Annotated in this window: 22 protein-coding genes and 1 tRNA gene; 11 read left to right on the forward strand and 12 right to left on the reverse strand. The window is 62.5% G+C overall.

Translation table 11 applies throughout. The features are described from left to right. From J2P76_RS09175 to J2P76_RS09185, 3 genes are all read left to right on the forward strand, one after another. A complete protein-coding gene (locus tag J2P76_RS09175; protein WP_207406589.1) occupies positions 1-618 on the forward strand; it encodes a glutathione S-transferase in 618 nt (205 codons plus the stop codon). A 232-nt stretch (positions 619-850) separates the two neighbouring features. Then, positions 851-2599, forward strand: coding sequence for a nitrite/sulfite reductase (locus J2P76_RS09180; RefSeq protein ID WP_207406591.1), 1749 nt, complete (start codon positions 851-853; stop codon positions 2597-2599). Then, positions 2592-3149 (forward strand): DUF934 domain-containing protein, encoded by a 558-nt coding sequence (locus J2P76_RS09185; RefSeq protein ID WP_207406594.1) that lies wholly within the window; start codon positions 2592-2594, stop codon positions 3147-3149. Before J2P76_RS09180 ends, J2P76_RS09185 begins: the two co-directional genes overlap by 8 nt. A gap of 114 nt (positions 3150-3263) precedes the next feature. Here J2P76_RS09185 and J2P76_RS09190 read toward each other — a convergent pair whose 3' ends face one another. The 5 genes from J2P76_RS09190 to hemA all read right to left on the reverse strand — a co-directional run bounded on the left by J2P76_RS09190 (position 3264) and on the right by hemA (position 7478). Next, positions 3264-3833 carry a UbiX family flavin prenyltransferase gene (locus J2P76_RS09190; RefSeq protein ID WP_207406596.1) on the reverse strand — a complete coding sequence of 190 codons (570 nt, stop codon included), beginning with the start codon at positions 3831-3833 and terminating at the stop codon, positions 3264-3266. Further along, complete coding sequence (gene grxD, locus J2P76_RS09195; protein WP_207406598.1) at positions 3830-4159, reverse strand: Grx4 family monothiol glutaredoxin; 330 nt, start codon at positions 4157-4159, stop codon at positions 3830-3832. The genes J2P76_RS09190 and grxD overlap by 4 nt, the downstream gene beginning before the upstream one ends. A gap of 45 nt (positions 4160-4204) precedes the next feature. Continuing rightward, positions 4205-5038 (reverse strand): peptide chain release factor N(5)-glutamine methyltransferase, encoded by an 834-nt coding sequence (gene prmC / locus J2P76_RS09200; protein WP_431603388.1) that lies wholly within the window; start codon positions 5036-5038, stop codon positions 4205-4207. After that, positions 5028-6110 (reverse strand): peptide chain release factor 1, encoded by a 1083-nt coding sequence (gene prfA / locus J2P76_RS09205; RefSeq protein WP_207406599.1) that lies wholly within the window; start codon positions 6108-6110, stop codon positions 5028-5030. The genes prmC and prfA overlap by 11 nt, the downstream gene beginning before the upstream one ends. Before the next feature lie 93 nt (positions 6111-6203). Next, positions 6204-7478, reverse strand: coding sequence for a glutamyl-tRNA reductase (hemA, locus tag J2P76_RS09210; RefSeq protein ID WP_207406601.1), 1275 nt, complete (start codon positions 7476-7478; stop codon positions 6204-6206). 163 nt (positions 7479-7641) lie between these two features. Here hemA and J2P76_RS09215 point away from each other — a divergent pair. Together J2P76_RS09215 and J2P76_RS09220 are read left to right on the forward strand one after the other, a co-directional pair. Then, positions 7642-7717, forward strand: a tRNA-Phe gene (locus J2P76_RS09215). A 172-nt stretch (positions 7718-7889) separates the two neighbouring features. Then, a complete protein-coding gene (locus J2P76_RS09220) occupies positions 7890-9248 on the forward strand; it encodes a tyrosine-type recombinase/integrase (RefSeq protein WP_012251373.1) in 1359 nt (452 codons plus the stop codon). Here the strand turns inward: J2P76_RS09220 and J2P76_RS09225 are convergent. Then, positions 9223-9483: a helix-turn-helix transcriptional regulator gene (locus J2P76_RS09225; protein ID WP_012251374.1), complete on the reverse strand. Its 261-nt coding sequence runs from the start codon at positions 9481-9483 to the stop codon at positions 9223-9225. The genes J2P76_RS09220 and J2P76_RS09225 overlap by 26 nt on opposite strands. 203 nt (positions 9484-9686) lie before the next feature. On the opposite strand from J2P76_RS09225, the gene J2P76_RS09230 reads away from it, so the two are divergent. The 3 genes from J2P76_RS09230 (at position 9687) to J2P76_RS09240 (ending at position 11360) form a co-directional block, all read left to right on the forward strand. After that, a complete protein-coding gene (locus J2P76_RS09230) occupies positions 9687-9992 on the forward strand; it encodes a BrnT family toxin (protein ID WP_041863196.1) in 306 nt (101 codons plus the stop codon). After that, positions 9973-10281, forward strand: coding sequence for a BrnA antitoxin family protein (locus tag J2P76_RS09235; protein ID WP_012251376.1), 309 nt, complete (start codon positions 9973-9975; stop codon positions 10279-10281). The genes J2P76_RS09230 and J2P76_RS09235 overlap by 20 nt, the downstream gene beginning before the upstream one ends. A 665-nt stretch (positions 10282-10946) precedes the next feature. After that, complete coding sequence (locus J2P76_RS09240) at positions 10947-11360, forward strand: antirestriction protein (RefSeq protein WP_012251377.1); 414 nt, start codon at positions 10947-10949, stop codon at positions 11358-11360. Positions 11361-11405: 45 nt separating this feature from the next. Here the strand turns inward: J2P76_RS09240 and arsH are convergent, their stop codons facing one another. The 5 genes from arsH to J2P76_RS09265 are packed head-to-tail and all read right to left on the reverse strand — an operon-like array spanning position 11406 to position 14474. Continuing rightward, a complete protein-coding gene (gene arsH / locus J2P76_RS09245; RefSeq protein ID WP_012251378.1) occupies positions 11406-12146 on the reverse strand; it encodes an arsenical resistance protein ArsH in 741 nt (246 codons plus the stop codon). Next, positions 12124-12546 (reverse strand): arsenate reductase (glutaredoxin), encoded by a 423-nt coding sequence (gene arsC, locus J2P76_RS09250; RefSeq protein WP_012251379.1) that lies wholly within the window; start codon positions 12544-12546, stop codon positions 12124-12126. Before arsC ends, arsH begins: the two co-directional genes overlap by 23 nt. A 12-nt stretch (positions 12547-12558) precedes the next feature. Next, on the reverse strand, positions 12559-13641 hold the full coding sequence (arsB, locus tag J2P76_RS09255; protein ID WP_012251380.1) for an ACR3 family arsenite efflux transporter: 1083 nt from the start codon (positions 13639-13641) through the stop codon (positions 12559-12561). A gap of 7 nt (positions 13642-13648) precedes the next feature. Then, on the reverse strand, positions 13649-14146 hold the full coding sequence (locus J2P76_RS09260) for an arsenate reductase ArsC (protein ID WP_012251381.1): 498 nt from the start codon (positions 14144-14146) through the stop codon (positions 13649-13651). A gap of 4 nt (positions 14147-14150) precedes the next feature. After that, a complete protein-coding gene (locus J2P76_RS09265; RefSeq protein WP_041863198.1) occupies positions 14151-14474 on the reverse strand; it encodes an ArsR/SmtB family transcription factor in 324 nt (107 codons plus the stop codon). Positions 14475-14822: 348 nt separating this feature from the next. On the opposite strand from J2P76_RS09265, the gene J2P76_RS09270 reads away from it, so the two are divergent. Then, entirely contained in the window at positions 14823-15215 is a 393-nt protein-coding gene (locus J2P76_RS09270) for an ATPase (RefSeq protein ID WP_081483037.1), read from the forward strand. Between the two features lie 115 nt (positions 15216-15330). Here J2P76_RS09270 and J2P76_RS09275 read toward each other — a convergent pair whose 3' ends face one another. Continuing rightward, on the reverse strand, positions 15331-15510 hold the full coding sequence (locus tag J2P76_RS09275; RefSeq protein ID WP_151208990.1) for a hypothetical protein: 180 nt from the start codon (positions 15508-15510) through the stop codon (positions 15331-15333). Between the two features lie 117 nt (positions 15511-15627). Here J2P76_RS09275 and J2P76_RS09280 point away from each other — a divergent pair, with 117 nt between their 5' ends. Both J2P76_RS09280 and J2P76_RS09285 read left to right on the forward strand, forming a co-directional pair. Further along, the gene (locus tag J2P76_RS09280; RefSeq protein WP_151208991.1) at positions 15628-15816 is read left to right on the forward strand and encodes a hypothetical protein; all 189 of its coding nucleotides are present in this window, start codon (positions 15628-15630) and stop codon (positions 15814-15816) included. A gap of 328 nt (positions 15817-16144) precedes the next feature. Beyond that, a complete protein-coding gene (locus J2P76_RS09285; RefSeq protein WP_012251385.1) occupies positions 16145-16669 on the forward strand; it encodes a JAB domain-containing protein in 525 nt (174 codons plus the stop codon). Positions 16670-16920: the final 251 nt, after the last annotated feature.

Below are 16920 nucleotides of genomic sequence, written 5' to 3' on the forward strand. Positions count from 1 at the left end.
ATGAAACTCTATTTTTCGCCCGCCTCGCCCTTTGTACGCAAGTGCCTGGCGGTGGCGCACGAAACCGGCCTGGCCGGCCGGATCGAAAAGCTGCCCAGCGCCGCGCACCCGGTCAACCGCGACCAGACCATCATCCCCAGCAACCCGCTGGGCCAGGTGCCCACCCTGATCACCGACGATGGCCAGGCGCTGTACGACAGCCGGGTCATCTGCGAATACCTGAACGACCTGGGCGGCGGTGCGCTGTTCCCGGCCGCCGGCCCGGCGCGCTGGCAGGCGCTGGCCGACCAGGCGCTGGCCGACGGCATCCTGGGCGCGGCGTTGCTGGCCCGCTACGAAATCACCGTGCGCCCCGAGCCCAACCGCTGGAGCGGCTGGATCGACGGCCAGATGGGCAAGGTGGCCGACGCCCTGGCGCAATTCGAACGGCGCGCGGCCTCGCTGGCCGGCCGGCTGGACATCGGCAGCCTGACCCTGGGCTGCGCGCTGGGCTACCTGGATTTCCGCTACGCCGACTACGACTGGCGCAGCAGCCACCCCGGCCTGGCCGCCTGGTACGCCAGCTTCAGCCAACGCCCGTCGCTGGCCGAAACCGCCCCGCCGGCGCCCGGCGCCTGAACCCGCCGGCATGGCCGCGCCCGGCCTGCGGCACAGGGTGCGGCGGGCTTCTATTCTTATTACCAGAATGACTTAGACAAGCCAATCTAGCGGCTGTTACGGTTATGAGCATAGAACCCTGCGGCGCCGGGCGGCGGCACGTGTCCGTGTCCGCCGCAACCATTGCGGGCCGCTGCAAGCCGCAGGCTGTTCCCTTGCGCCCTCCGGGGCGTTCCAAGAAGGGCAACCTGCCATGTATGTGTACGACCCCGTCGATCAGCAACTCGTCGAACAGCGCGTCGCGCAGTTCACCGACCAGACCCAGCGCTTTCTTGCCGGCCAGCTGACCGAAGACGACTTCCGCACGCTGCGCCTGCAAAACGGCCTGTATATCCAGCGCCATGCGCCCATGCTGCGCATCGCCATTCCCTACGGCCTGCTGGCCGCGCGCCAGCTGCGCACCCTGGCCCACATCGCGCGCACCTGGGACCGCGGCTACGGCCACTTCAGCACGCGCCAGAACATGCAGTTCAACTGGCCCAAGCTGGAAGACGTGCCCACCATCCTGGCCGAGCTGGCCAAGGTGCAGATGCATTCCATCCAGACCAGCGGCAACTGCATCCGCAACACCACGTCCGATCACTTCGCCGGCATCGCGCCCGACGAGCTGGTGAACCCGCTGGTGTGGTGCGAGATCATCCGCCAGTGGTCTACCCTGCACCCCGAATTCGCCTTCCTGCCGCGCAAGTTCAAGATCGCCGTCAGCGGCGCCGAAGAAGACCGCGCCGCCGTGGGCGTGCACGACATCGGCCTGCAGGCGGTCGAGCGCGACGGCGTGCTGGGTTTTCGCGTGTGGGTGGGCGGCGGCCTGGGCCGCACGCCCATGGTGGGCCACCTGATCAACCCGTTCGTCGAATGGCAGCACCTGCTTACCTACCTGCAGGCCGCGCTGCGGGTGTACAACATGCACGGCCGGCGCGACAACAAGTTCAAGGCGCGCATCAAGATCCTGGTCAAGGACCTGACGCCCGAGGCCTATGCGCAACAGGTCGACGAGCAATGGCAGCTGACCAAGGGCGGCCCCGATACCCTGACGCAGGAATACGTCGACACCATTGCCGGGCGCTTCACCTGGCCCGACTACGACGCGGCCGCCGCCGGCGAGCCCGACCCCACCGGAATGCACGCCGCGGCGCACCCGGCCTTCGCGCGCTGGCTGCGCAAGAACGTGCATGGCCACAAGGTGTCCGGCTACGCCGCGGTCACCCTGTCGCTCAAGCCCACCGGCGTGCCGCCCGGCGACATCACGGCCGAGCAGATGGAAGCCGTGGCCGACCTGTCCGAACGCTACGGCTACGGCGAGGTGCGCGTGTCGCACGAACAGAACCTGGTGCTGGCCGATGTGCGCCGCGCCCAGCTGTTCGAGCTGTGGCAGGAACTGCGCGCGCTGAACATGGCCACGCCCAATATCGGGCTGCTAACGAACATCATCTCGTGCCCCGGCGGCGATTTCTGCGCGCTGGCCAATGCCGTGTCGATCCCGGTGGCCGAGGCCATCCAGCGCCGTTTCGACGACCTGGACTACTTGTTCGAAGTGGGCGAGCTCGACCTGAACATCTCGGGCTGCATCAACGCCTGTGGCCACCACCACGTGGGCCACATCGGCATCCTGGGCGTGGATAAGAACGGCGAAGAGTGGTATCAGGTCACCATCGGCGGCCGCCAGAACGGCGCGGCCAAGCCGCTGCCCGACCTGCAATCGCTGCGCGGCGGCGGCGCCGCCATCGGCCGCATCATCGGCCCTTCGTTCGCCCGCGAACAGGTGCCCGACGTCGTCGAGCGGCTGGTGCGCACCTACCTGCGCCTGCGCGACAGCGACGCCGAGCGCTTCATCGACGTGGTCGACCGCCTGGGCATCGCGCCCTTCAAAGAAGATGTCTATTCCGATCCGGCGGTGGCCAAGGCCGCCCCGGCGCAATCCCGCGAGGCTGCTCATGCTTGATGCCATTGCCACGAACCCCGACGCCGCGCGCCTGATCCGCCACGGCCGCCTGCAGGCCAACGACTGGCGCGTGTTCGCCCCCGAAGCCGGCACCGAGCCGGGCGCGCAGCTGCCGGCCGACGAACCGGGCTGGATCGTGCCGCTGCCTGTGTGGACCGCCGCGCGCGACACGCTGCGCCAGCGCCGCCATCCGGTGGCCGTGCTGCTGGCTCCGGCCACCGACCTGAACGAGCTGGTGGGCGCGGACGGCCGGGTAGACCCTGCAGGCATCGCCTTCATCGCCATCGACTTTCCCGTCTACACCGACGGGCGCGGCTATTCGCTGGCGCAATTGCTGCGCACGCGGCATGGCTGGCAGGGTGAACTGCGGGCGCTGGGCGATGTCATGATCGACACCATCCACTACCAGGCGCGCGTCGGCTTCGACAGCTTCCTGGTCAAGGAAGGCCACGACCCGCACAAGGCGCTGGCGGCCTTCAAGACCTTTACCGTGCACTACCAGAAAACGTATCCCAAGCCCCGGGCCCCGGAAGAACTGCTGGCGGCATAGCGGCAAGGCCAGGTGCCAGGCTCCCGAAGGGTGCCTGACACCGCTGTACGCCACAGCTATCTCAGTCGTACGGTGTCTGACACCCTGCGGGAGTCAGACACCTGGCCGCGCTGGCTACATGCCTTCCCAGTGCGGGCCCGGCACGTGGATGTCGAACAATTCCAGCACGCGCGCCACGGTGTGGTCGACCATCTGCTCGATGGACGCGGGGCGGTGGTAGAACGCCGGCAGCGGCGGAAAAACAATGCCGCCCATTTCGGTAACGGCGGTCATGTTGCGCAGGTGCGCCAGGTTGAAAGGCGTTTCGCGCACCATCAGCACCAGGCGGCGGCGCTCTTTCAGCGTAACGTCGGCCGCGCGCGTGATCAGGTTGTCGGACAGGCCGTGCGCCACGGCCGCCAGGGTGCGCATCGAACACGGCACGATCACCATGCCGGCCGTCTGGAAGGCGCCGCTGGCCAGCGTGGCCCCGACATCGCGCACGCTGTGCACGTGGTCGGCCAGCGCTTGGACATCGTGGCGGCCGACATCCAGTTCATGCTTGATGTTGAGCACGCCCGAGGCGGACACCACCAGGTGCGACTCGACGTCGTCCACCCCGCGCAGCGCCTGCAGCAGGCGCACCGCGTACAGGGCGCCGGTGGCGCCCGTGATGCCGACGACCAGCCGCCGCGGAGACGTCATGCGGTGGTGGCGCCGGAGGTTTCCAGCAGCGTCTTGAGTTCGCCGTTGTCGTTCATTTCGGTCATGATGTCCGAACCGCCGATGAACTCGCCGCTGACGTACAGCTGCGGAATGGTGGGCCAGTTGGAATATTCCTTGATGCCCTGGCGCACTTCGTCGTCTTCGAGCACGTTGACGGTGACCAGCTTCTTCACCCCACAGTCCTTCAGGATCTGGATGGCGCGGCCCGAAAAGCCGCACTGGGGAAACTGGGCCGTGCCCTTCATGAACAGCACAACGGGATGCTGGGTGACGGTGTCGCGGATGAATTCTTGCACGTCGCTCATGGTGGTCTCACAAACAGGAAAAGCAGGGGTGGCGGAATGAACTCATTATAGGGACCCGCCGGAAATCCGCTCGATGCCCGACAGGTCGCGCAGGCTGGAAACTTGACCGAACCCCGCCGCGGCCAGCAACTGCCGTACCGCGGCCGCCTGGTCCCAGCCGTGCTCCAGCCACAGCGCCCCGCCGGGGCGCAGCCGTCCGGCCGCCCCGGTAATGATGGCGGCCAAGTCGCGCAGGCCGTCGGCGCCGTCGGTCAGGGCGCTGCGCGGCTCGAACCGCAGGTCGCCGCGCCCCAGGTGCTGGTCGTCGCGGGCGATATACGGGGGGTTCGACACAATCAGGTCGTAGCGCGCGCGTGCCGGCAGCGCTTCGTACCAACTGCCCTGCGCGAAATCGACCCGGGCGCCCAGCCGCGCCGCGTTGCGCACCGCCACCTGCAGCGCGGCCGCGCTGGCGTCGGTGGCGGTCACGGCCGCCTGCGGCGCGCCCAGCGCGATCGACACGGCAATCACGCCGCTGCCGGTGCCCAGGTCCAGCACGGCGGCCTCGGGGCGGTCGGCCAGCCAGGCCAGCGCCGTCTCGACCAGCAACTCAGTTTCGGGCCGCGGAATCAGCACGTCGGGCGTTACCGCGAAATCGTGCCCCATGAACTCGCGATGGCCCACCAGGTAGGCCATGGGCTCGCCCGCCAGCCGGCGGGTGGCCAGCACCTGGTATTGCTGCGCCTGCCAGGCCTCGATGGGATCGGTATCGTGCGCCAGCATCCAGGCGCGCGGCTTCTGCAAGACATGCTCCAGCAGCATGCGCGCCTCCAGGCGCGGCAGGCGCGGGTCTTGCAAGAAAGCCTGCAGGATGGGGCGCTGCTCCACTTCAGGCATCATCCCCCAGCGCCGCCAGCTGCTCGGCCTGGTGTTCGGCGATCAGGGCGCCGGTCAGTTCTTCGAGATCGCCTTCCATGATCTGCTGCAGCTTGTACAGCGTCAGGTTGATGCGGTGATCGGTCACCCGCCCCTGCGGGAAGTTGTAAGTGCGGATGCGCTCGGACCGGTCGCCCGAGCCCACCAGGCTCTTGCGCTCGGCCGCTTCCTTGCTTTGGCGCTCGCGCAGCTCGCGGTCTTTCAGGCGCGCGGCCAGCACCTGCATGGCCTTGTCTTTATTGCGGTGCTGCGAGCGGTCGTCCTGGCATTCCACCACCAGGCCGGTGGGCAGGTGCGTGATGCGCACCGCCGAGTCGGTCTTGTTGATGTGCTGCCCGCCCGCGCCGCTGGCGCGGAACGTGTCGATGCGCAGGTCGGCCGGATTGATCACGATCTCGTTCATGGCGTCGGCCTCGGGCATCACCGCCACGGTGCAGGCCGACGTATGGATGCGGCCCTGCGCCTCGGTGGCGGGCACCCGCTGCACGCGGTGCGCGCCCGATTCGAACTTCAGCCGGCCGTAGGCGCCATCGCCGTCGATGCGCGCGATCACTTCTTTGTAGCCGCCCAGTTCCGAGGGGCTTTCGGACATCAGCTCGACGCGCCAGCCGCGCTGTTCGGCATAGCGCGAATACATGCGCAGCAGGTCGCCCGAGAACAGCGCGCTTTCGTCGCCGCCGGTGCCCGCGCGGATTTCCAGGAACAGGCTGCGGCCGTCGTTGGGATCGCGCGGCAGCAACAGCAGCTGCAATTCAGATTCGAGCCCTTCCAGGCGCTCGCGGCCGGTCTTGATCTCGTCTTCGGCCATGGCCTTCATGTCGGGATCGGCCAGCATTTCCTGCGCGGTGGCCAGGTCGTCTTCGGTGCGCGCGAACTGCGCGAACGCCTGCACCACCGGCTCGAGCTCGGCGCGCTCGCGCGACAGCTTGCGAAAGCGTTCCATGTCGGCAGCGGTGTCGGGTTCGGCCAACAGGGCGTCAACCTCGATCAAGCGGTGGGACAGCTGTTCCAGCCGGCTGCGCATGGAAGATTTCATAAGGGATACCAGGAAGACAAATAGCGGATTGGCAGAAAGCGGGCGCCCGGAAAGCGAACGCCCGCCATGGCGGCGGGCATTGCGGCAGCAGCGCTAACGGCGCGAATCGCGGCCCGGGAACAGGCGCGGCATCCAGGCGAGCAGTTGTTTGCGCTCGTCGCCTTCGCTGCGGTTCAGCGCCGCCAGCGGGCCGTGCAGGTACTTCTGGGTAAGCCCGTGCGCCAGCTGGTCGAGCACGGCTTCGGGCGATTCGCCGCGCGCCAGCAGGCGGCGGGCGCGCTCGAGTTCGGCGGCGCGCACGTCTTCGGCGGCCTGGTGCAGGTCGCGGATGACGGGCACCACTTCGCGCGACTGCATCCAGTGCATGAAGCCCTGGACGCGCGTTTCGATGATGGCTTCGGCCTGCACCACGGCAGCGCGGCGCGCGTCGGTGCCGCTTTGCACCAGGCGGCCCAGGTCGTCGACCGAATACAGATAGACGTCGTCGAGCCGGCCGACTTCGGGTTCGATATCGCGCGGCACGGCCAGGTCGATCATGACCATGGGGCGGTGGCGGCGCAGGCGCGTGGCGCGCTCGACCAGGCCCAGGCCCAGAATGGGCAGCGAGCTGGCCGTACAGGACACGATGACGTCGAACTCGGCCAGGCGCTCGGGCAGGTCGGCCAGCTTCATGGTGCCGGCCGAAAAACGCCCGGCCAGCGTTTCGGCGCGTTCGGCGGTGCGGTTGGCCACCACCATGCTGCGCGGGCGCTGCGCGGCGAAATGGGTGGCGCACAGTTCGATCATTTCGCCCGCGCCGATGAACAGCGTGCGAGCCTGGTCCAGGTTGCCGAACACGCGCTCGGCCAGCCGCACGGCGGCCGCCGCCATGGACACCGAATGCGCGCCGATGGCGGTTTGCGAACGGACTTCCTTGGCCACCGAGAAAGTGCGCTGGAACAACTGGTGCAGCAGCGTGCCCAGCGAACCGGCTTCGCCGGCCGCGCGCACCGCGTCTTTCATCTGCCCCAGAATCTGCGGCTCGCCCAGCACCATGGAATCCAGCCCGCTGGCCACGCGGAACGCATGGCGCACCGCGTCGTCTTGCTGGTGGCGGTACAGATGCGGGCTGAGCGCCACGGCTTCGATGCGGTTGTGATCGGCCAGCCACGCCGGCAGCTGTTCGGCCACCTGCGCCTCGGCGGCGCAATAGACCTCGGTGCGATTACAGGTGGACAGGATGGCCGCTTCGCGCACCGAGCCGCCAAAGGCCGAACGCAGGCCTTCCAGCGCCGGCCGCACCAAGTCGACCGGCATGGACACGCGTTCGCGCACCGACACGGGCGCGGACGTGTGATTCAGGCCGAAAGCGAGAACAGCGACGGACATGGGACGCGGCAAGCGCCGCCCGGCGAGGGTCGGCGCATTTGTAACATTAGGTCGATGAAAATTATACCTCTGCGGGTAATCCCGAGGGTAGTGGCCGCAAGCCGGTTTGTGGCTGAAGCGCCTGCAAGAATCAAGAAAATTGTGTATAGTTGCGGACTTCGTTGGCCTGGTAGCTCAGTTGGTAGAGCAGCGGATTGAAAATCCGCGTGTCGGTGGTTCGATTCCGCCCCAGGCCACCATTCATTTTCCCCAGAACGTCCCAAACAAGCCTAAAAAACCTTAGAAACCAAGGGCTTATCGGTAAAATCTGACTCACTGGGTTCATAGTCGTCTCAAGAAATCCCAAGCTTGCGGGTCCCCTACGGGGTCCCCCATAATGATTTCGTCGAAATCGCATTTTGGGGGGACCCCATGGGACTGCTCACTGACGTCAAAGTCAAAACCGCCACGCCGCACGGTAAAGAATATTTACTGTCCGATAGCGACGGCCTGTACCTGCGAGTACGCCCATCCGGCAAGACCTGGCTCTATATCTACAAACATCAAGGCACCAAGACCAAACTCGGACTCGGCAGCTACCCCGTTGTTTCGCTGGCCACTGCTCGCCAAAAGGCGCGGGCCGAGGCTGAAAAACGCGCCAGTGGTATCGACCCCAAACAGGCACGCCGACAGGAAGAAGAGCGCGAGCGTGTTTCCCGGCTCAACACATTTGAGCGCATGGCACGTGCATGGCATGCACAGTCCAAAGTGGACCGCGTGTGGTCGGATGATTACGCGAACAAGCTTATCCGCCATCTAGAACTGCACATCTTCCCTTGGGTCGGCAAACTAACTATCGACAGCATTCAACCCACCGAAATTGTGCGATGCCTGCACCGCATCAAAGAGCGTGGCCATCTTGAAACCGCCCAGCGCGTCCGCGAAGTTGTTCAGAATATCTACCAACACGCGGTCGATGTCGGCGCCCTGGAGCCGGCCAAGAACTTCGTCAACAATCGGACGGGCGGACTGCCAGCGCCGCGTAGTCGCCACTATGCCGCCATCACCGATCCCAAGAAACTCGCTCAACTGTTGATCGACATTCGGGCATACAGCGGGCATGTCATCACGCGCAGCGCCCTGCTCCTGTCACCCCTAATCTTTCAACGACCCGGCCAGATACGGCTGGCCGACTGGGAGGATGTCGATTTCGAGCAGGAGCTGCTGCGCAGTCCGCCCGAAAAAATGAAGATGCGCGAATGGATGAAACGCGATAACCGGACTCCCGCGCACCTGACTCCCCTGCCCCATCAAGCGATGGCGATCCTCCAAGAACTGTATCCGCTGACCGGCCCCACCGGGCCAATCTTTCGGAGCATGGCAAAACGCTCAGAAGGCAGCCGCTACATGAGCAACAACACCATCAACAGTGCCTTGAGAACGCTCGGTTACGACACTCAGGAGGAGATCACGGGACATGGCTTTCGAGCCACTGCGCGAACGCTCATCCGCGAATACCTGGGATGGGATAAGGACGTAATCGAGCGCCATCTGGCACACGTCTCAGATGAAGAACTGGGCGGTAGCTATGATCGCGCCGTTTTTCTCGCGCAGCGACGCAGGATGATTCAGGAATGGTCCGATTTTCTGGACGACTTGGCCGCAGGCAAAGAGGTCGTACCGGTAGATGGCATCACGCCCGAAGCGCAGCCGGCTCGGCTCAAAGTCAGACACAAGGCAGTTCAATTGCCCAGAGAGGAGCAATCTATGGCGTCGGAGCGGGCAGCCTGACGGCCTGATAAGTATCGGGACTGTTAATCCATTCCTGCAAGTCGTTGCTCGGCCATGCGGAAGCACGGCCACCCAAATGAATCGGCGCGGGGAAACGGCCTTCGGCGATTCGCCGATAAACCGTTGACCGACTCAACGCGGCAATACGAACTACGTCACGCAGACGGTAGAACGCAGGCGCAGCGTCAGACGACGATGGGGCGGGGCTGATGGCAAGTCTATGGTGAACAGGCATGGCACGCCTCCTTATTTACCAGGTAGACCTAGCTTGCCGCACTGTCCGTAGGAAGCACACTTAGCACAGCATGGTTCAACGTATTCAAGCGGATTCTCGGGCTTATTTGGGCCGACGCGAGAGGACGCACAGAACGAAGTGCTTGAGCCCAACGAGCTAGAAAGATCATTGCATGAAATACATTTTTGTAGTAACATTTTAGTATGTTCACGCAGTTTGAATGGGATGCTGCCAAGGCGGGAGCCAACCTACGTAAACACGGTGTGAGCTTCGAGGTCGCGATGCGGGTGTTTGCCGACCCTTTGGCGTTAACTGGGCTGGATCGCGTGGAACGAGGCGAGCAACGCTGGCAGACGCTTGGCATGGTGGATGGGTATCTCCTGCTTCTGGTGGCTCATACCGTTCTTGAACTGAACGCGGACAATCAATCCATTGAAGTTATCCGCATCATCTCGGCCAGACGGGCCGACAGGAAAGAAAGGCGACGTTATGAGCAAGAAATCCGTTAAACATGAGGTAAATCTGGCTAACCTGCCTCCCCTTAGCGACAAACAGAAAGCCGAACTGGCCGCGCTGTCGACGCGCGCTGATGAGGATGTCGATTACGGCGACATCCCTCCGTTGACGGCGGAGTTCTGGAAGACCGCTGAACGCGGCAAGTTCTATAAGCCGACCAAGACGTCCACCACCGTACGCATTGATTCAGATGTCCTAGCATGGTTGCGGTCGCAAGGCAAAGGCTATCAGTCTCGCATCAATGCGATTCTGCGACGGGAAATGCTGTCATCACTAAAGTAAGCAGTGATCAGCCCATACCAGCGATCAACACAGTAGAGGCTCCTAGCTCTGTTGCCGCGCTTAACGTATCGGCTGAGGGCCGCCCCTTCCCCTTCTTCGTACCCCTGACGACCTATCCGCAAAATCCTGTAATTGTTGCAGATACCCAGGTCACTTATTGGCTATCGGTCAGGTCTAAGACTAAGTTGGCCCAACGCTTCAAGTGTCCTAACGACAGCCTCCACATGGTCGCATTAGGCACATTGCCGGTAACGCGACGTTGGTAGTTTCCATCGTGATACCGAAGCAAATAGACTTTGCAATTGCCGCGCCGCTGAACAGGTATCCGCGGCCAAGCAATAGGGCCGGACCGCACTTCGCTTCGAACCTCTTGCAGAGTTTCGCCCCATGCGGGTATCCACTATTCCCTCGCTGCGCTCGGTTGACACCTTCGACCCGACTTATCGCTTCGGGCCTGCGCGTGCTTCGCACTTGCACCAAATGGCAGCGAGACGGTGGGTGGCGGACTTGCCGTTCCGGTCAGTGTGTCACGGCGTTCTCGGATTCAAGGGCTGCACGCCGGCGGCGCTTGCGGCCCGATAGGCCGGTGCCCCCTTGAGTCCTGCCCTGCGCCGTGCCTGTTCCCCGGAGACAGGGCAATTCCGCTCTGATTACCGGAGAAAACGATGAATACGACGACTTCCTTAACAGCTTCGGCCATCACTGGTCCGGCTCGTCTGAACTTCTTGCCTAAACTCTTTACCGAGCAAAGCTACTTTTATGGTGAGCGTGCGGTATTTGAATGGATGCGCCGACGGTGCCAGGACTACAACGGCGGATACCGGGAGTATTACGCGGTATCGAACGGTGCGTATTTCATGGCGCCGCATCGCCCTGAACCCATGCGCTTGCAGTGGGCGCTGAACTGGTCGAATGAAACGGTGTCGTCCGAGACGGCTGGCATCGTGGCGACATTGTTCGGCATCTATGAAATTCTGGAGTCTTTTCCCGACGAAGATTTGGCTGAGCACTATCGCTTGTTGTGCCAGTATGCGTATGAATTACCTGAGAGCTGCTCCATCATGCGCTTGATTGACTAATCCATCTTGGGGCTTGCGTGGAAACGCAGGCCCCACTTTTCTCGGTCAGATACTCTTTTGATTCACGCGCTTGCTTAATTCCTCGGCACTTTCCTTACGTTCGCTATAGCGGTCCACTAGATACGTTGTGGCATTGCGTGTCAGCAGCGTGAACTTCATCAGTTCTTCCATCACGTCTACGATGCGATCGTAGTAGGCCGACGGCTTCATGCGTCCGGCTTCGTCGAACTCTAGCCACGCTTTGGCAACCGACGATTGATTGGGAATCGTCAGCATACGCATCCATCGGCCCAGTACACGCATCTGATTAACCGCATTGAACGACTGCGAACCACCGGATACCTGCATGACGGCCAGTGTCTTGCCTTGTGTGGGGCGTACCGCACCGACTGAAAGCGGTATCCAGTCGATCTGGGTTTTCATCAGGCCGGTCATCGCACCATGGCGTTCGGGCGAGCACCACACCATGCCCTCAGCCCACTGCGCGAGTTCGTGTAGCTCCTGTACCTTGGGGTGATCGGCGGGCGCATCATCGACCAGCGGCAGCCCAGAGGGGTTGAATAGGCGAGTTTCACCACCGAGGACATGCAGGATGCGCGCGGCTTCTTCGGCGGCCAGGCGACTATACGAGCGTTCGCGCAGCGAGCCATAGAGCAGCAGAAAGCGCGGGGCATGGGTAGCACGCGCCGGGGTGAATAACCGCTGTGTATCGGGCTGTTGGAATAATTCCGTGCCGATATTGGGTAGATCCATCTGCAATGCCTTAGACACGACGACCCTCGGCATCAATCACAGGCTCGCCGTCTTCCTTGGTGAACGCACCACGTTGCGGTTGGGGCAGAATGTCCAGCACGATTTCCGATGGGCGGCATAGACGCGTGCCCATCGGGGTGACGACGATAGGGCGGTTCATCAGGATAGGGTGCTGTTCGATAAAATCGAGCAACTGTTCATCGGTCCATTTGGGGTCGCCTAGTCCGAGTTCGGCATACGGTGTGCCTTTTTCGCGGAGCACGTCGCGCACGCTCAAGCCTGCATCGGCCAACAGCTTGACCAGTGTTGCGCGCGTAGGCGGTGTTTTCAGGTACTCGATGACCGTGGGGTCTTCGCCGCTGTTGCGAATCAGAGCCAGGGTGTTGCGGGATGTGCCGCAGGCGGGATTATGGTAGATCGTAATGTTGCTCATAGTAGTTCCGGCTTATCTCTGGGAAACGCTGGCGCTGGCTTCGTACCAGCCCTTGCTTTGGTTGACGATACGCACCACCAGCAGCATGACGGGTACCTCGATCAGCACGCCGACCACGGTGGCCAGTGCAGCCCCCGATTCAAAACCAAACAGGCTGATGGCAGCCGCCACGGCCAGCTCGAAGAAATTGCTCGCTCCGATCAAGGCTGACGGGCAGGCAATGTTGTGTTTTTCACCTGCGCGGCGGTTGAGCCAATAGGCCAGCCCCGAGTTGAAAAATACTTGGATCAGGATAGGCACGGCCAGCATGGCGATGACCAGCGGTTGTTGCAGAATGGCTTGCCCCTGGAAGGCAAACAGCAACACCAGTGTCAGCAGCAAGGCCGCAATAGATAGCGGGCCAATGCGTTCCAGTGCTTGATCAAAGGCTGCTTGGCCCTTGCGCAGCAGTGCCTTGCGCCAGAGTTGAGCGATGATGACAGGTACCACAATGTAGAGGGCGACCGACACCAACAACGTGTCCCACGGCACGGAGATGGCAGAAAGGCCGAGCAGCAACCCGACAATGGGTGCAAACGCAAACACCATGATGGTGTCATTCAGTGCGACCTGTGACAGCGTGAATACCGGATCACCGCCGGTCAGTCGGCTCCACACAAACACCATGGCTGTGCAGGGAGCAGCAGCTAGCAGAATGAGCCCTGCGACATAGCTGTCAAGTTGTTCTGCAGGCAACCATTGGGCAAAGACATGGCGGATAAAGATCCATGCCAGCAACGCCATCGAAAACGGTTTGACTGCCCAGTTAATAAACAGCGTGACGCCAATGCCGCGCCAATGTTGTTTGACCTGTCCCAATGCGCTGAAGTCGACCTTCAGCAGCATTGGGATGATCATGACCCAGATCAGAATACCGACAGGCAGATTGACCTGGGCGATCTCCATGCGACCAATGGCCTGGAATACGTCGGGAACGAATTGCCCCAACGCAATGCCCACGACAATGCACAGGAAAACCCATACCGTCAGATAGCGCTCGAATACGCTCATCGTTGGCACCGGTGTGAGTCGGGCCGTTTCAATCGCTGCGGTCATGAGTGCCTCACTTCTTGCCGATGTCGCGCAACTCTTGTTGCAACGACAGGCTATCCAGGCGCTGGAAAGGCAATGAGATGAACAATTCAATGCGTCGGCGAAGCGCCATGGCGGTGTCGGAAAAGGCTTTGCGTTGCTGTTCTTCGGGGCCTTCAACTGCTGCAGGGTCTGGTACGCCCCAGTGAGCCGATACCGGTTTGCCCGGCCATATCGGACAAACTTCCCCCGCAGCGTTGTCGCAAACCGTGAAGATGAAATCAAACACGGGCGCGTCGGGCGCGACGAACTCGTCCCAGCTTTTGCTGCGGTAGCCCGTTGCAGGCAGATGCAGTCGTTCCAGCGTCGCTAACGCTAACGGGTGAACTTCGCCCTTGGGATGACTACCCGCAGAATAGGCACGAAAACGGCCATTGCCCAAGCCATTGAGCAAGCCTTCAGCGAGGATGGAACGGGCCGAATTGCCCGTGCAGATGAATAACGCGTTGTAGGTGGTATCGGTCGTCATGGTGTCAGCAGTCGCAGTGAGAGGATTCGGAGACTTCGCATACGCCGCCCTGGCAGCAATGTTCAGTCAGGTAGCCGAGTAGCCCATTCATCTGGGCAAAGTCGGCGCGGTAGATGAGGTTGCGGCCTTGCTGCTCAACCGTGACAAGACCTGCATGAGTGAGTTCTTTCAGGTGGAAGGACAAAGTGTTGCGGGCCACAGCAAGTTGCTCGGCCAGTACGCTGGGCGTCAGGCCTTCTAGGCCAGCAATAACCAAGGCGCGAAACACCCGAAGGCGTTGCGTGTGGGCCAAGGCGCTAAGTGCGGAGACAGTTTGAGCTTCGTTCATATTTCCATGATACAACGTTTGTTGAATTAATGCATAGAGGAATGTCGAAATGCTGCGCCGTATCCCTCGCAGTGTGCCTTGAGGCGTTGCGCAGATAGTCAAGACCATGCAACGTCAATCAATAGACTTGCCTTGTAAGGCGACACAGGGCACCCGCATCATCTGCTGTTGGAGAATGAATGGGCGGCCTTGCTTTTAGGCCATCATGCCACGACGTGCTCCGCGTCAAAGGCGGCGCGTGCTGTGCACGCTGGCGGCCTGGTGGCCGTCTGTGACCCTGTGACGGCGTGCGCTGCGCCGTGCCTCTTCGGTTATCCGGGCAATTCCGCCCAGTTACCGGAGAAGGTCATGAGCGACAAATCCCACGTTTCGCTGGAGCAGCATGTCTGCCTGGTGTGCGGCACCACTTTCGATACCGGCAGTCTGCTGCTGGACAAGCGTCTGCGTCAATGCATGGAGCACCACACGGTTACCGGCTGGGGCCTGTGCCGTGAGCACGAACAAGTGTTTAAGGATGGCTTCGTCGCCTTGGTTGAATGCGACCCAGCGCGTAGTGGTGGCGTGAAATCGGGGTGCATGAAACCCGAAGACGCTTATCGCACAGGTCGAGTGGCCCATCTGCGGCGCGAAGCATTCGCTCAGGTGTTCAACGTGCCGATTGAAAACACACAACCTTGCGTCTTTGTCGAGCCCGGCGTCCTCGCACATTTGCAGGCGATGGTCGAACCCGCATCGGACTGATGCGTCTGGCGCGCCGCCCCATGTCGTATCCGGGTGCGGCGCGCTTTTTTATGCGCGGCAGTCGATGGATGTACGACGCTAAGTGTCCATGGCCTGCCCTGATTCGACAGGGGTATTACACAGGTTTGCCGCCAAGGGTCTTGCCGATGGCGATGAACGGGTCAATCAGCGCGTGACCCGTGTGGTGCGTCATCGCTTGCAACGTCACGCCGTCTCGGTAGGTGTCATCGGTGTACCAAACGCCTTGTACGTCTTGCCGGGACAACAAGCAAAGCACGGTGAGGGCATAGTCCATGACGGGTCCTTCTGGGTAATGCTCGCTCCCCCCACAGGTGACGTACTGGATGTGGTGCAAGCGGCCTTGAATGAAAGGCACGTTTGACAGCGCGCCAGGCCGCGGGCGGGACAGGTATTGAAGCTCACCTTCGGCACAGACATTCGCTACCAAGTCCGCGTCCTCTACGGCATGGATGCGATCGTACGATGCGTGGCTCGGTACGAAGGGGCGGCCAATTCGGTTGGCAATGCGCAGGTGCAATTGCGCAAGATCCGTGTCCGATGGGGCGTGCTGGAACAGCACTTTCCCGCGTTGATGGAATGACCGCGTAGTGCGTCTCCCGGCCGGGCCGCGCTGCTCCAGGTTCGCTTTTCGCTCATCCCTGACGGGACGGGTCAAGCCCGCCTTGCGTATCGCTGACGCGGCGCGCGCGATGCGCGCTCAACGTCACCCCACTTCCATTCTCTGCTGTTGAGACAGGTGGCGGCTTTGCTTTGCCGTCAGTGTGTCACGGTGTGCTCCCAGTCAAGGGCGGCGCGTGCCGGGCACGCTTGCGGCCGATGGCCGTCTTTGACCCTGTGACACGGTGCGCGGCGCCGTGCCCTTGCCGGTTTCCCGGGCAATTCCGCCCGATTCCGAACCGGAGGCAGTCATGCAGCAATATTCCCTTTTCGTCGATAGTCCGATCAACCCGAGTAATACGCTGCTGGTGCGCGAGGCCGATGGCGCGATGCGCCCGGCCCAGCGGGCCGAGATTCTGGCCGTGGCGCGTGAGCTGGTGTCGATCGACACGTTACATGGCGAGGATCTGAGCAATCCCGATAAAGCTAAGGCATTTCTGCAGTTGCGTCTGGCGGGCCTGGAACACGAGGTGTGCGCGTTGATGCTGCTCGATGTGCAATTGCGGTTGATCACATACCTGGAGCCATTTCGCGGCACCTTGAGCCAGGCGCCCGTTTATCCGCGCGAAATCCTCAAGCTGGCCCTACGGCATAATGCGGCCGGACTCATGATGGCCCACAACCATCCGTCGGGTCTGGCCGAAGCCAGTCAGGCGGATAGGCAATTGACCCAGGCCGTGCAGCAGGCCTTGGCGCTCATTGATGTGCGGCTGCTCGATCACTTCATTGTCGCCGGCACCACGGTGGTGTCGATGGCGCAGCGCGGGCAGCTCTAGCCGGTTGTGCCGAAGGCGGGCGATGCCCGTCTGACTTCCTTTCATGGGGTCGATGGCGACGTTTTTGACGGGTAACACGGCGGTTAGGGACGCCTGCGCGCGCCGGGCGGCGCTTGCCTGGCATGTCTGGGGCGCATCCGTCAAGGGTCGCGTCCGGCCCCCGTGTCCTCGCTGCGCTGCGGGCCGCGCCAGGGCCGTGCGCTTTGTCCCCTTGACGGTGCGCTCCCGGGACATGCCGCGTGGTGGCCATG

Origin of the sequence: Bordetella petrii (assembly GCF_017356245.1) — a bacterium.
GTDB lineage: Bacteria > Pseudomonadota > Gammaproteobacteria > Burkholderiales > Burkholderiaceae_B > Bordetella_A > Bordetella_A petrii_D.

What these genes read in the sequence shown, in the direction of transcription:
- J2P76_RS09175 (WP_207406589.1), top strand. Translation starts at nt 1, where the DNA reads ATGAAACTCTATTTTTCGCCCGCCTCGCCCTTTGTACGCAAGTGCCTG.
- J2P76_RS09180 (WP_207406591.1), top strand. Translation starts at nt 851, where the DNA reads ATGTATGTGTACGACCCCGTCGATCAGCAACTCGTCGAACAGCGCGTC.
- J2P76_RS09185 (WP_207406594.1), top strand. Translation starts at nt 2,592, where the DNA reads ATGCTTGATGCCATTGCCACGAACCCCGACGCCGCGCGCCTGATCCGC.
- J2P76_RS09190 (WP_207406596.1), bottom strand. Translation starts at nt 3,833, where the DNA reads ATGACGTCTCCGCGGCGGCTGGTCGTCGGCATCACGGGCGCCACCGGC.
- grxD (WP_207406598.1), bottom strand. Translation starts at nt 4,159, where the DNA reads ATGAGCGACGTGCAAGAATTCATCCGCGACACCGTCACCCAGCATCCC.
- prmC (WP_431603388.1), bottom strand. Translation starts at nt 5,038, where the DNA reads ATGATGCCTGAAGTGGAGCAGCGCCCCATCCTGCAGGCTTTCTTGCAA.
- prfA (WP_207406599.1), bottom strand. Translation starts at nt 6,110, where the DNA reads ATGAAATCTTCCATGCGCAGCCGGCTGGAACAGCTGTCCCACCGCTTG.
- hemA (WP_207406601.1), bottom strand. Translation starts at nt 7,478, where the DNA reads ATGTCCGTCGCTGTTCTCGCTTTCGGCCTGAATCACACGTCCGCGCCC.
- J2P76_RS09220 (WP_012251373.1), top strand. Translation starts at nt 7,890, where the DNA reads ATGGGACTGCTCACTGACGTCAAAGTCAAAACCGCCACGCCGCACGGT.
- J2P76_RS09225 (WP_012251374.1), bottom strand. Translation starts at nt 9,483, where the DNA reads ATGCCTGTTCACCATAGACTTGCCATCAGCCCCGCCCCATCGTCGTCT.
- J2P76_RS09230 (WP_041863196.1), top strand. Translation starts at nt 9,687, where the DNA reads ATGTTCACGCAGTTTGAATGGGATGCTGCCAAGGCGGGAGCCAACCTA.
- J2P76_RS09235 (WP_012251376.1), top strand. Translation starts at nt 9,973, where the DNA reads ATGAGCAAGAAATCCGTTAAACATGAGGTAAATCTGGCTAACCTGCCT.
- J2P76_RS09240 (WP_012251377.1), top strand. Translation starts at nt 10,947, where the DNA reads ATGAATACGACGACTTCCTTAACAGCTTCGGCCATCACTGGTCCGGCT.
- arsH (WP_012251378.1), bottom strand. Translation starts at nt 12,146, where the DNA reads ATGCCGAGGGTCGTCGTGTCTAAGGCATTGCAGATGGATCTACCCAAT.
- arsC (WP_012251379.1), bottom strand. Translation starts at nt 12,546, where the DNA reads ATGAGCAACATTACGATCTACCATAATCCCGCCTGCGGCACATCCCGC.
- arsB (WP_012251380.1), bottom strand. Translation starts at nt 13,641, where the DNA reads ATGACCGCAGCGATTGAAACGGCCCGACTCACACCGGTGCCAACGATG.
- J2P76_RS09260 (WP_012251381.1), bottom strand. Translation starts at nt 14,146, where the DNA reads ATGACGACCGATACCACCTACAACGCGTTATTCATCTGCACGGGCAAT.
- J2P76_RS09265 (WP_041863198.1), bottom strand. Translation starts at nt 14,474, where the DNA reads ATGAACGAAGCTCAAACTGTCTCCGCACTTAGCGCCTTGGCCCACACG.
- J2P76_RS09270 (WP_081483037.1), top strand. Translation starts at nt 14,823, where the DNA reads ATGAGCGACAAATCCCACGTTTCGCTGGAGCAGCATGTCTGCCTGGTG.
- J2P76_RS09275 (WP_151208990.1), bottom strand. Translation starts at nt 15,510, where the DNA reads ATGGACTATGCCCTCACCGTGCTTTGCTTGTTGTCCCGGCAAGACGTA.
- J2P76_RS09285 (WP_012251385.1), top strand. Translation starts at nt 16,145, where the DNA reads ATGCAGCAATATTCCCTTTTCGTCGATAGTCCGATCAACCCGAGTAAT.